Below are 12,825 nucleotides of genomic sequence, written 5' to 3'. Positions count from 1 at the left end.
AAATCATCCTCCGATTTCTGAAGCGGCAAACGCTTCGAGTTTTTCGTATCTGGCATTCTCTTCTTTGAAATAGTACTTTTCCGATGACTCGAATGTATGTGTTTCCCAATCGACGTTTACGGACGATTGATAGACATTGGTCCCATTCCCGCGCAGCTGAATGGAGAAACGTCCTTCCTCTTTCTCCACGACGCAGTTGACGAGCCCGCCTTTGTTCATAACAACAATCGGTGTCTTCCATTCATTAGGTCCTAAAATCGTTGATACTAAAGAAGAAGCGCTCATCGCTGTCCCACAGGCATTTGTCAAACCAACCCCGCGTTCATAGGTGCGCACGAAGATTTTATTTTTCTCAAGCACCTGGACGTAGCTTACATTCACACCGTTCGGAAAAACTTCCGGCAGCGCGTTTGCCTTTTCCCCAATAATGAAGAGCTCCTCCTCGTCCACGGAATTGACGATGGAAACGATGTGTGGATTTGGTACACTCAATGCTGTGAACGTACGTGATGCTGACAATTCCGGAATCTTGACGTCGAGAGCTTCTTTTCCGCTAAAGACCATGGGCAAAGAATCTACGTCAAAACTTACAGGCTCGATCATGACTGAAAACGTATCGATTTCAGGGAAGATTTCCGCGACTTTAGAGACTGGAAGAACCGCTTCTTCTGTTTCAATCGCAATCTCCTCTGAGCCTAATTTTTCAATCATATGGCGAGCGACACAGCGCAGGCCGTTGCCGCACATCTCCGCTTCCGTGCCGTCTGAGTTGAACATCCGCATGCGACCTTCTGCTTTTTCACTAGGCATTACGAACAAAATACCATCTGAACCGATGCCCTTGTCACGGTCACATAGTAATAAGGAAAGCTCTTCACGCTCTTTTTCTGAAAATTTGAAGTCATGTTCGATCTCGTCAATCAGGATGAAATCATTTCCCGATCCGTGGCATTTAATGTATGGAATCCTCATAGTAAAACTCTCCCCTGGCGTTCATTTTTTCATTATCATAGCATACATACGCGTAAAAAAAGAAGCGTGTGACTGTTAAGCCGCACGCTTTTTCATTAACCATAAAAAGTAAGGGGCCCCGATTAGAGCGACAAGGATCCCTGATGGAATTTCATTCGGTGCAAGGAGCGTCCGGCTGAACAAATCAGCGACTACAAGGAGCGCTCCACCGATGAGCATCGTGACCGGCAGCAGCTTCTGGTTGACACTTCCGACGAGAAGACGGGCAAGGTGCGGGGCGATGAGTCCGACAAAACCAATCGAACCTACAGCAGCCACACTGCATGCAGCAAGCAAGGTGGCGATCAAAGCCATTTGGAACCGCACGTTCACAACACTCAGTCCGAGCCCTTTGGCTGTATCATCACCGAGGGACAGGACGTCCAATGTCTTGATGTAAAAGGCAAGGAGCGGAATGAACAAGAGAACCGGCCATACCAAGTACTGGAGTAATTCACTCCACCCTTTCGCATAGGTCGTACCGGAGAGCCACGTCAAGGCAGAAGCTACTCCGATATCGGCCTGGACGACCATGATCTGAATCAAGGCCGATCCGAAGGCCGACATTCCGATTCCCAGTAACGCGAGCACGGTCGGCTGGAATTCCGCTTTCGCTCCAAGAATCATCACGACGAAGAAGAAAAGCAACGCACCTGCCATGGCACCCACCGGGATCCAGACGGCAGAGACGCTGAACCAGTACATGGTCATCAAGGCACCCACACCGGCCCCTGAGGTAATACCGATCACAGAAGGATCAGCCAGCGGATTCCGCAAGACCCCTTGGAAGATAAGGCCACTGACGGCTAAAATGGCACCGCTGAACAACGCGACAAGGGCACGCGGCAGCCTCAAGTCCAAAATCAACCCTTGCAGAAAGACGTTCGCTTCCCCAAAGAAAGCCTGGAAAGTGATCAATGGTTCAAAGCCATAGTTACCCGAAGCAAGGCTGACGAGCATCGTCACGGTGATGAGCGTCAACAATACAGGCAGCAGTTTTTTCATAGAGAGAGTAGCCGAATTCTTCCCGGCCATGATGGCTCCACTGTCCTGACTTCCTGTCCGCTTCATACGCATGACCAGCCAGATCAGCCATGGTGCACCGACAAGAGCTGTAATTGCACCCACCGGCAGTTCATTAAAGGACGGATCAATGATACGGGCAAGCACATCGGCAAATAGCAGGACATTACCCCCCCATAAAAAAGAGCCGAGAATGAGTGGCAGATGTGAACGAAAACCGATCAGTTTGATCAAGTGGGGCGCGACAAGGCCGACGAATCCGATCGGACCGACGATACTTACCGTCACACTCGTCAAAAGGACCGCAGCGATAATCGTCACCACTTTCACACTACGGACATTTTGACCGAGCGCAGTCGCGACATCATCCCCAAGAGTGAGAGTGTCGAGCTTACTCGAATAGATGAGAGCCGCTGCTACACCAGCGACAATCACAGGGAACGAAAAGTTTACGCCCCCCCAATCGTTTTGAATGAGCGTTCCTGATCCCCAGAGAAACAGCCCTTGGGTTTCATTTTCATAAAAAATCTGCAGGACGGACGTTAAGGCAGAGAACAGGAACGTGACGATCATACCGGCAAGCACCATCCGTACGGGGGTTGCATCAGATCCTCCAGATAAGACGTAAACGAACAGGAACGTCAGGATCCCCCTAGAAAAGCGGTCAGGATTCCATTCCCCACCATAGCAGCCGGGAGGAAAATCGTCGTGACAACGACAGCAAAATAGGTGCCCGAATGAATCCCGAGTGTACTTGCTGACGATAACGGGTTCTTCGTGACTGTCTGCAGAATCACCCCTGAAACGGCTAAGGCCCCTCCGGCGATGATTCCCATCACAGCCCTCGGAAGACGTAAGGTACGTACCGTATGATGCTGCAGGGTATCCTGAGGGTTCACGATGGATTCAACCACGACCCCGAGCGGGATTTGTACGTTCCCCTGGTTGATATGTATAAAGGTTAAAAGACACAACAACGCGGTCCCACCTCCAAAGGTGAGAACCGCTATCATTGTGGTCTTAAGTGTCGAATTCATAACATCCACTCGCTTTATTTTTCTTCAAGCGCTGCGTTGACAACCTGTTCAGCGAGAACCTCTGCCGAAAGCGGGCCACCGAAGGTCCAGGCATCTCCCGGCATTTGATAAGTCCGGCCTTCTTTTACGAACGCAAGGTTTTCCCATACCGGGTTATCAGCCAGCTGGTTTTCAAAAATGTTGTCTTCTTCCTGGACGATATAGAAGAAGTTGGAGTCCTGGTAGTTTTGAAGAGCTTCAACGGTGGTTTCCGTATAGCCGTAGATTTCCAGCTGCTCCGATTCATAATCATTTTTCATTCCCATGCTGTTCATAATCTGAGCGACCATGGAATTATCCGTGAACAAACGGAGCGTTGGTGTATCCTGCATGGTGAATGCCTGAGTGATCACGTAATTCATACCATCTTGACCGGCCTCTTCCAGGCGGGTCTGCTGCTCAGAGAATGTATCCTCCATATCGGAAAGAACCTGTTCAGCCTTGTCCTTTTTATCCACAATTTCAGCCATCGTATTGAACTCATCTTTCATGTTCTGGAACTGATCCTGAGCCGCTTCTTCTGAATAAGGGGCAAACATGACGGTTGGAGCTATGCTTTCTAAATCTTCTTTGATCGCATTGTGACGGAAATCGACTCCGATGATCAAATCAGGTTCCAGTCGGGAAATCGCTTCTAAGTTCGGTTCCTGACGCGTACCTATATCTTCCACGTCTTCACTGAATGGAATGCCGACGTTCACCCAGTCTCCGTATTGATCAAGTCCCGCCACACCGACAGGTTCCATATCCAGAGCCTGAAGGTTTTCTGCATATGTCCATTCAAGAACGACGACTCGTTCAGGTGTGCCTTCAATGGTCTGTTCTCCGTTGGCATCTTCAATCGTTACAGTTCGCGTTTCTTCTTCAGTCGTGCCTTCTTGATTTTCTGAGTCTTCTCCTTCTGAACTCTCATCAGATCCACCGCCACAGGCAGCGAGAATGATAAGGCCAAACATAAGCGCAAACAACCAAACCTTCTTCATCCGATACATCCTTTCACGCGTTTCATTTATGTAGAATCCTTCATCAGTGTGTTCACCTTTATACCCTCATATAGAAATGTCCAATGACTGATAAAGATTCTCATTATCATTACATTCTTCATCCTACCTCAGACTCAAATCCCTGTCAACGAAAATGGAGACGCCTATACGTTATCCATTCAACCAATCATAGAAAACAAGACGGTCTCCAGCCTCAAACCCTTCCTTTCGCACTTTCTGCCGGAACATCTCCATTAAACCGCCATAGAAATACCGAAGCAGTTCGGTGCGGACCATCCCCTTTTTATACGCATAGACTGCCTGTTTGAACGTCCCATTAATTTCGTCTATATAATACTCGACCGTTTCTTTCATCTTCCATTGTTTATATGCACTTTCTACAGTCCTCCAAGCGGAAAGTACATGATCGACACCGACGAAGGACTGAGAGGTTTCAATGAATGAAGAGGGGATGAAAGAAGGAAGAAATGTCTTATCAAATGGTACAAGTTTACTAAAAGAAGCTATTCGCTGTTTTTCCTCTGTTTCACCTGTGGATTTTGCTTGTTGAATGCTTTCCTGACGAGGTGTTTCCTGTTTTTGAGGGGATTCATGAGGGGTGTCACGAAGGGTGTCATCTGAGGGTAAATAAAGGTCTTCCTGAGGAAGGAAGACGAGGAGGTTTCCCCCTTGCCGGCCATTTGGTTTTGTCGTTGCAACTTTTTCAATCAGCTTTTCGTCCTCAAGGCGTCTTAATGCGCGGACGACCGTACTTTCACTCCATCCAGTTCCTTTTACAATCGTTTCCCGTTTCGGAAAGGCAACCCCCGGGAATTTGACGGCATGTCTCCAGATGAACGTCAATACGTTGAGAGTGCCTTCAGATAAGGCGGGTTTTAGTTTATATAGAAAACTGCGTACATGGCGATCCAATTCTTGCTTATTTTTGAAATGCTGGTGTTCCCTGATCATTTTCCAATCCATTGACTACCACTCCCATAAAAGGTCTCACTCTATAATCGAAGGAAAGGAGTGGCAGGTGTCTAAAAAATGAAAGTCCAAAAAATTTTTATCTGTTTTATTTGTCCGTCGGAGCCGGAATCATCGGTTTAAAATCAGGAAAAACAGTGAATGATAAAAAGGCACGCCTAATTTATGAACATTTTGTGTCCAAAGTGAGAATATTTTGTTACAATAGGATTATAGAAAACGTTTTCAACAAGGAACCACCAATAAGGAGATGATTTTCATGGGTGCAATCGTAATGTTTTTAATCCTGGCTACAGTAGCTCCATTTCTTTTCTTACAAGCGAAAAAGATGGCCTTCGCCGTCGCACAATCCATATTGCTGATCGGTATGTGGCTGTATTTCTTCCAGGTGACGATGTACACTGATCCCGGCGTATTCTCCATCACATGGTCCATGTTCTACCTCGGATTGATCGGCGCGCACGTCGCTTGGGTCACGTTCATCGTAGCGACGGTTAAAACAAGTCCCGCATATCAAGAAAGCTTAACGAAAGATAAAGAAACGCTCCTTTCCTGATCTTCAGGAAAGAAGCGTTTCTTTTTTATCCCTTTGGCTGCAGTTTGTACAACTGAATCATCGCCTGTACAAAACTGAAACCGGTGAGGATATATAATATAAATTTCGGGTCATAGGAGGAATAAAGCGCTCCGCCTAAAGAAAAAGCCGTCAGCAAAATACAAAGCATGAAGCCTACTAAATCTTTCCATGGCCATCCAGCCTCTATCGGCATGTTGCGTTTTTGTTCCATCCTGATAACCTCCAGTAATTAATGACCGCTGTGGTCTTGCTGTTCTTCCATTTCGTGCTGCTCTTGGTCACCCATATCCCCGTGATCTCCATGGTCATGCCCAAAGGACATAACGAAAAGAGAACCCGCGACAAGTATTCCAGCTAAGGCGAATCCGTGGAACATCATGTTCCATGGCACGTGGCCATTCCCACTTGAGGCCTCTGTAACGTGCATAAACATGAACAACTGCACACCGGCCTGAAGAAGCGCCAAGATCATGATACCGATAATAACCCATGTGACAGGCAGGTCGGATTGAATCGCCGCCCATGCAGCGACTAGCGTCATGACAAGGGATAGGACAAACCCAATCACGTGATTCATTGGTACGCGTTTTTTAGAATCTGCCATATTAAACCACCATCCCAATCAAATAAACACTCGTGAAGATGAAGATCCAAATGACGTCAAGGAAGTGCCAGTACAAGCTGATAATAAAGAACTTACGGCTGGTAACATTCGTCAGTCCCCGCTGCTTGATTTGAATCAGGAGCAGAATCGCCCAGCCGATCCCCAGCGTGACGTGCAGCCCGTGCGTTCCGGCAAGGATAAAGAACGCTGACCAGAAAGCACTGGACTGGATCGTCGCTCCTTCGTGCGTGTAGTGAACAAATTCAAAAATCTCAAAGCCCAGGAAGCCAAGACCAAGAGCCAGCGTGATGACCATCCAGAGAATCAGCCCTTTGACCGATCCTCTTCTCATTTCGTGAATGGCGAGACCACAAGTAAAACTACTCGTCAGAAGCAGGAAGGTCATGATAAGGACGATGCCCGGCTCGAACAATTCGCCCGGATGCGGAGCATCAGCCGTACGCCCGAACAATACTGCATACGTTGCGAACAGTGTTGCGAAAAGGACAACTTCGGCACCGAGGAAAATCCAAAAGCCCATGATGCCCATCTGACCTTCTTGGGTGCGATATTCTAAAGGACCCGTTTTCAGTTCTTCCGCAGCCATATCATAACCCCCTCCGTTTTTTCTCTGTTTCCTTAATCTCTTCTACCGGTACATAATATCCGTCATCGTAATCGAACGAGCGGCGGATCATCATGAACACGGCACCGATTAATCCGAAGACCGCGACATACATCCACTCGAAAACGAGACCGAAACTGGCAAGTCCAAGGAGCGCCATCATGATGAACGGCTGCCCTGTGTAACTCGGCATGTGGATCGGCTTCACTTTGTCTTCTTCAAACGTTGTCTTGCCTTCTTCTTTCATACGAATATATGGATCGATTTCATCCACATATGGAACTGTTGCAAAGTTGTAGTAAGGCACTGGTGTCGTGGTCGCCCATTCAAGCGTACGACCGTTTCCATTCCAGGAGTCGCCTGTTGTTTCGCGCTCACTGTAACGGAAGCTGTAGTATACGTTGTAAACGAATACGATGAAACCAAGTCCCATTCCGAAAGCACCGACGGTTGAAATGACGTTCAATGGAAGCCACTCGGCAACGTTCGTGATGAACAATCGACGCGGCATGCCGTCAAGGCCTAGGAAGTATTGCGGGAAGAAGCACACATGGAAGCCGAAGAAGAACAACCAGAATGCCCATTTACCCAAACGCTCGTTCATCTTGTGACCGAACATTTTCGGATACCAGAACACAAGACCTGCGAAGCAGGCAAATACAGTACCTGCGATCAGCACATAGTGGAAGTGTGCGATCAGGAAGTACGAGTTGTGGAACTGATAGTCCGCTGCTGCCATACCAAGCATGACACCTGTGACACCACCAAGAATGAAACTTGGAATGAAGGCCAGGGACCAAAGCATCGGCACAGTGAACTCGATTTTCGATTTATACAAGGTCGCAAGCCAGTTGAAGATCTTCACACCTGTCGGTACGGCGATCAACATCGTCGATACAGAGAAGACGGAGTTGACGAATGCGCCTGCACCCATCGTGAAGAAGTGGTGGACCCATACTAAGAAACTAAGCAATGCAATGACGATCATCGACCAGACCATCACATTGTAGCCGAACAGACGTTTTTTCGCGAATGTGGCGATGACTTCAGAGAAGATACCGAAGGCAGGAAGAATAACGATGTACACTTCCGGGTGTCCCCACATCCAGAACAGGTTCGCCCACATCATCGGCAGGCCTTCCCCTGTCAAAGTAAAGAATTGGGCACCGAATACACGGTCAATAGTAAGTAGTGCAAGAGCAACCGTCAAAATCGGGAACGCGAATACGATGATGAAGCAGGTCACCAATGTCGACCATGTGAAGATCGGCATATGGAAAAGCTTCATGCCAGGGGCACGCATTTTCAAAATCGTGACCATCAAGTTGATCCCTGTAGCAAGAGTACCAATTCCTGATAGCTGCAGTCCCATAAGGTAGAAGTTTTGTCCAGGTCCCGGGCTCATCGCCGCACCGGAAAGCGGGGTATAACTTGTCCACCCGGCATCCGGAGATCCTCCGATAACGAAGGAAATGTTGAAGAGCGCCATTCCGAAGAAGAAAGACCAGAAACTTAAGGCGTTCAAATATGGAAACGCGAAGTCACGCGCTCCGATTTGCAATGGAACGATGATGTTCATGAGTCCGATCAAGAACGGCATCGCCATGAAAATGATCATAATCGTTCCGTGCGTTGTGAAAATTTCGTTATAGTGCTGGGAGTTTAAGAATCCCAAATCAGGAAATGCCAGCTGCACCCTCATCATCATGGCGTCCACGCCACCACGGAATAACATGAGAAGGGCACTTAAAATATACATGACACCGATTTTCTTGTGGTCAACGGTCGTCAACCATTCGCTCCAAAGCCATTTCCATTTTTTGAAATACGTCAAAATGAAAAGGAGGGCGATTCCAACTAAGGCCATCGATACCATGGCACCATAGATGATCGGTTCACCGGTGACGAGAATATCTGTAATGTGCATGTCTTCACCTGCTTTCTTTACGTTCTATTGGAAGCTTTCTTGTTTGTCAATTTCATATAAATGAAGCTTCTCTTTGAATTGTTCACGGTACTTTTCAACGACGTAGCCCATACCTTCTTTCGTATGGTGCTTCACATAATCCAAGTGAGTGTTGGAATAGGACTGTACGTCGGTCATTCCAGGGGCCAGCAGCTCATCATAACGTTCTGCTGTCAGCTCTGGTGCTTCATTTTTGATTTCATCTGCCCATGTATTGAATTCTTCTTCGCTCTCGGCATAGACCTTGAACGTTTGAGCAGCGAATCCTTCTCCATTGAAGTTCGAGTTCCGTCCATCGTAAACCCCTTCTTCATCTGCTTCCAGATACAATGTCGTCATCATACCGGCCATGTTATACTTTTGACCGCCAAGGGCCGGGATCCATAAAGCTGACATGGAATCTGCGGATGACAATCTAAATTCAATCGGACGGTCGGTCGGGATGTGTAAGTAGTTCACCGTTTCAATATCCTGTTCTGGATAACTGAAGAACCATTTCCAGTCCGCCGTTGTTGCGTATACGACCAATGGTTCCTTCTCCTCTTCCCCAGCGTCAGGTTCAGGAGCTTTCTCCAGGTCGAACAGCGTCGTAACCGTTGGGATGGATAAAAGAATGACAATGATGAACGGAATGACCGTCCAAATGACTTCAATCGTCGTATTCCCATGCAAATTCGGGTCATAGTCACTTTCTTTACGTCCCGGGCGGTTTTCACGATACTTGATGAGCATGTAAGCAAACAGTGCGAACACGACAACAATGATTCCAAGCATGAACCATAGAGAGTAAACAATCAGGTCATATTGACTTTCAGCGACCGGCCCTTTTGGATCGAGCACAGTCATTTCCAACTGTCCGCACCCGCTTAAGAAAAGAATCAAGCCGAGCGGCAGTAAACCAAACCATCTATTTCGGAGACGTTTAGGTTTCATGAATCTTACCCCTCCTATCAATCTGTAATTTTATAAGTATAAAACTCGGTAACATAGAGCTGTTATACGTATCAGGGCTTGACTGATTATATCAGATTTTGCGGAATTTGAAGCACAAGTTCACAACTTTGTCATACATCGTTCACGAACTTTTAATAAATCCGCCACATGATGGACGCTTTCAAGGAAATTACTAACAATTTGATAAAAAATTAGAATGAAAACTGCGAAAAGAGAATATAAGCAATCAAGGGATTTTACGAAGAAAACATTCAGGAGCCGGCACCCTGTTTCTTTCCCTCTTCCCCACCGGTGTAAAACCCCTTTCAACAGATATAAAGGCTGTTCAAATTCCCGGCTGGGTAAAATAAAAAGAAGCACCTGTTTCACTATGAAAGTGAAACAGGTGCTTCTTTTTTGATGAAACAGTTTTATGGAATTAGGACGATTTTTCCTTTTTTTCCAGATTCTTTGAAATATTGCTGCGCTTCTTTCGCTTCCTCCAGCGAAAATGTACGGTCGATCACAGGTTTTATTTTCTGTTCAGAAATGGCTTGTAACATCCTTCTGAATTCTTCTCGTGTGCCTAATACCGATCCGAACATCGTGATGTGTTTCAAATATAGTGTGCGGAAGTCAAGTTCTGTTTTCTGCCCGCCCGATGAACCGGACGTGCAAAATTTCCCGCCTTTTTTAAGAACGGTGAGGGCTGTCTGGAACAATGCATCCCCAACTACATCCAGAACGGTATCAATCGGACCACCGTTCGCCTCCAGGATGTCTTCGGCAAGGCTGTCCGATTTGTAGGACAGGACGTGGGTCGCGCCAAGATCCTTCATCTGCTGTTCCATGCTAAGATCACCGACGAGGGCAATGACGTCTGCCCCGAACACTTGGGAAGCAATCTGCACGTTCAGTGATCCCACGCCTCCATTAGCCCCGGTCACCATGACCGTTTCACCTGGTTTCGGCTGCACTTGTTCAACCATATGCCAGGCCGTCATGCCACTGACAGAGAATACACAGCTATCTGTATAATCCTCAAGCGGCATATCGAAGCAAAGCTCTGCCGGCCACACGACATACTCTGCATAACCGCCATCATACTCCGAACCAATGAACGACATGTCTTCAGAAATATGCTCCTGTCCTTCAGGTCCACTTGATGTGAATGGGAAAAGAACCACATCTTTGTCCATCATCGATGCATCCACTTCACCACCGATTTTCACAACTTTTCCGGTAATGTCCGACCCTGGCGTACGTGGAAATTGGACGCCTTCAGGACGCCAGCCGGACTTCCCTCCCTGACCGTAAGCTCCCTCACGCATCCAGATCTCTGTATTATTGATTGCACAGGCCTTCACCTGAACAAGCACTTCATTTCCTTTTGGTTCAGGCGTCGGGACGTCCGTCAGCTTCAACTGATCGACATCTCCATAACCTGTTACTTGAACTGCTTTCATAAGACGCACCTCTTTCCGATTCGCTTTTCTCAACTAATATGCGAAATACATCATAAGGCTATACATTGCATCAATCAAGTAATCGGCTCACAGGATCTATTCAGGAACTAGTGATGGGCAGAAACACCTCGACATCTTCTCCATTTTCTGTTGGGTGATAGGTTTCTACAATATAGGAGAGCCAGTCCCGCGTGAGTTTCAAGTCAGCTTTCCATTGGCATGCTTCTTTATAAAGGAGGTCAACGCGATCGATGGGCCCTCTTGCTGAAACATATGTGCCGAAAACTTCCAGATACTCCATCCCTTTAGGTACATAGCTTGGCTTATCTTTAACCAGGACCCCTACATAATAGTGACCTTTGACGTGACCTTCTCCCATCTTCGGCTCAAAAAGAGCGATTTCTACATTGGTATGATGTTCGATTTCTCTTGTCCGATGCAGAAGCTGTCTTGCAAATTCAGGAACTTCGGTTGCAAAATTTTCAAAAGCACCATGACCCTTGATGCCGACAATGCGAAAGGTATGAGTGATTGTTTGCATAGTCAAACTCTCCGTTCTGAAGAAGCCGTTTGCAGTCGCCTAGAGCTCCTTCTTTATATAGTGGTGCGTAAAAGCCCCTCCGACATGATCTAGCAGCCATACTCGTGATACCCATGATTGTTGTAAAAACCAACCCCCGAAAACTAGGGTGTCAACTTTGATAAAATCGCACTCCCTTCTTCTTGCGATTCATTCTGCTTCCGTTTACGTAAACCGGACTTCCTACTACCGACCTCCCACGTGTTCGGGAAAAGGCTTCAAGTAAGATTCGTACAATTGTTTGTTCTAGTTTGGATCTTTTATCCCTCTGATGTTGGCTCGATATATTTAGTTCCACCATTTCTCCATCCTCTGATTCACTTTTGGCGATTTTCTTCCATAATAATATGCTTTCTGCGAATGTTCCAAGAGTAAAAGTCTTTACTTCTTTATTTACGGGAAGCCACAACCTGCTCCTCTTCCTTTTTCCTTAATCTTTGTTTCGCTGAATACATGCTTGATAGGACGGGAGTATGCTGGTAGACTTTTGCAAGACCAAATAAGGGCATATTCCCGTAAATGACTTCATGCTCTCCATCCTTCACTTTGTATGTCTCATGGGAAATCCCTACGGCCGGGTTATCCTTCACTTTTCGGCTGAAGTTTCTCCACGCCTTCAAATGCTTCGGAGCTCTGATATAAGCATACAGTTCTTGCTCTGAACGCCAATATTGAATCATCAATGTCGTATGGAAATTGAAGAAATTTTCCATCGAGAAGAAACCATTGCCTTTCTGTGTATAGAGTTCCTGGACCATCGGGGGGGAGGGCATCGCAAGGAAAACCGGAAGCCATTTATGGATGGCCAGCCACTTGTTCACTCTCATACCAATTAAAAACACAATCACATCATCCTCAGCTTCTGCTGTATAACGACCCGGGAATACTGAAGCTGCCATGAGTTCTTCCTTTTATGTAACATGTCCTCAGCATCATGGAAAAATAACCTCTATCAACTCCCCACACCCTACCGAAGTCACAGAATTCTAAA

At 46.8% G+C, this 12,825-nt stretch carries 12 protein-coding genes and 1 pseudogene; 1 reads left to right on the top strand and 12 read right to left on the bottom strand.

Annotation, left to right across the window (positions count from 1 at the left end):
- Window positions 1-3: 3 nt before the first annotated feature.
- From dapF to ACXADE_RS07680, 4 genes and pseudogenes are all read right to left on the bottom strand, one after another.
- A complete protein-coding gene (gene dapF, locus ACXADE_RS07695) occupies window positions 4-972 on the bottom strand; it encodes a diaminopimelate epimerase (protein ID WP_474979893.1) in 969 nt (322 codons plus the stop codon).
- A gap of 75 nt (window positions 973-1,047) precedes the next feature.
- A pseudogene (locus tag ACXADE_RS07690) lies at window positions 1,048-3,071 on the bottom strand (iron ABC transporter permease).
- A gap of 14 nt (window positions 3,072-3,085) precedes the next feature.
- Window positions 3,086-4,093, bottom strand: coding sequence for an ABC transporter substrate-binding protein (locus tag ACXADE_RS07685; RefSeq protein WP_474979892.1), 1,008 nt, complete (start codon window positions 4,091-4,093; stop codon window positions 3,086-3,088).
- A gap of 171 nt (window positions 4,094-4,264) precedes the next feature.
- The gene (locus ACXADE_RS07680; RefSeq protein WP_474979891.1) at window positions 4,265-5,077 is read right to left on the bottom strand and encodes a helix-turn-helix transcriptional regulator; all 813 of its coding nucleotides are present in this window, start codon (window positions 5,075-5,077) and stop codon (window positions 4,265-4,267) included.
- Window positions 5,078-5,342: 265 nt separating this feature from the next.
- Between ACXADE_RS07680 and ACXADE_RS07675 the strand changes: the two genes are divergently transcribed.
- Window positions 5,343-5,639 (top strand): hypothetical protein, encoded by a 297-nt coding sequence (locus tag ACXADE_RS07675; RefSeq protein ID WP_474979890.1) that lies wholly within the window; start codon window positions 5,343-5,345, stop codon window positions 5,637-5,639.
- 25 nt (window positions 5,640-5,664) lie between these two features.
- Here ACXADE_RS07675 and ACXADE_RS07670 read toward each other — a convergent pair whose 3' ends face one another.
- The 8 genes from ACXADE_RS07670 to ACXADE_RS07635 all read right to left on the bottom strand — a co-directional run bounded on the left by ACXADE_RS07670 (window position 5,665) and on the right by ACXADE_RS07635 (window position 12,733).
- The gene (locus ACXADE_RS07670; RefSeq protein ID WP_474979889.1) at window positions 5,665-5,871 is read right to left on the bottom strand and encodes a cytochrome C oxidase subunit IV family protein; all 207 of its coding nucleotides are present in this window, start codon (window positions 5,869-5,871) and stop codon (window positions 5,665-5,667) included.
- A gap of 18 nt (window positions 5,872-5,889) precedes the next feature.
- Window positions 5,890-6,264, bottom strand: a complete 375-nt coding sequence (gene qoxD, locus ACXADE_RS07665) for a cytochrome aa3 quinol oxidase subunit IV (protein WP_474979888.1) — start codon at window positions 6,262-6,264, stop codon at window positions 5,890-5,892.
- A 1-nt stretch (window position 6,265) separates the two neighbouring features.
- Entirely contained in the window at window positions 6,266-6,871 is a 606-nt protein-coding gene (gene qoxC / locus ACXADE_RS07660; protein WP_474979887.1) for a cytochrome aa3 quinol oxidase subunit III, read from the bottom strand.
- A gap of 1 nt (window position 6,872) precedes the next feature.
- The gene (qoxB, locus tag ACXADE_RS07655; RefSeq protein ID WP_474979886.1) at window positions 6,873-8,816 is read right to left on the bottom strand and encodes a cytochrome aa3 quinol oxidase subunit I; all 1,944 of its coding nucleotides are present in this window, start codon (window positions 8,814-8,816) and stop codon (window positions 6,873-6,875) included.
- A 24-nt stretch (window positions 8,817-8,840) separates the two neighbouring features.
- Window positions 8,841-9,788, bottom strand: coding sequence for a cytochrome aa3 quinol oxidase subunit II (gene qoxA / locus ACXADE_RS07650; protein ID WP_474979885.1), 948 nt, complete (start codon window positions 9,786-9,788; stop codon window positions 8,841-8,843).
- 431 nt (window positions 9,789-10,219) lie between these two features.
- Window positions 10,220-11,254 carry a zinc-binding dehydrogenase gene (locus ACXADE_RS07645; RefSeq protein WP_474979884.1) on the bottom strand — a complete coding sequence of 345 codons (1,035 nt, stop codon included), beginning with the start codon at window positions 11,252-11,254 and terminating at the stop codon, window positions 10,220-10,222.
- 100 nt (window positions 11,255-11,354) lie between these two features.
- A complete protein-coding gene (locus tag ACXADE_RS07640; protein ID WP_474979883.1) occupies window positions 11,355-11,795 on the bottom strand; it encodes a GyrI-like domain-containing protein in 441 nt (146 codons plus the stop codon).
- Between the two features lie 428 nt (window positions 11,796-12,223).
- Window positions 12,224-12,733, bottom strand: coding sequence for a DUF4188 domain-containing protein (locus ACXADE_RS07635; RefSeq protein WP_474979882.1), 510 nt, complete (start codon window positions 12,731-12,733; stop codon window positions 12,224-12,226).
- Window positions 12,734-12,825 lie beyond the last annotated feature (92 nt).

The organism is Halobacillus sp. ABR2_026, assembly GCF_056158545.1.
This window is presented reverse-complemented; position numbering and strand designations above follow the sequence as displayed.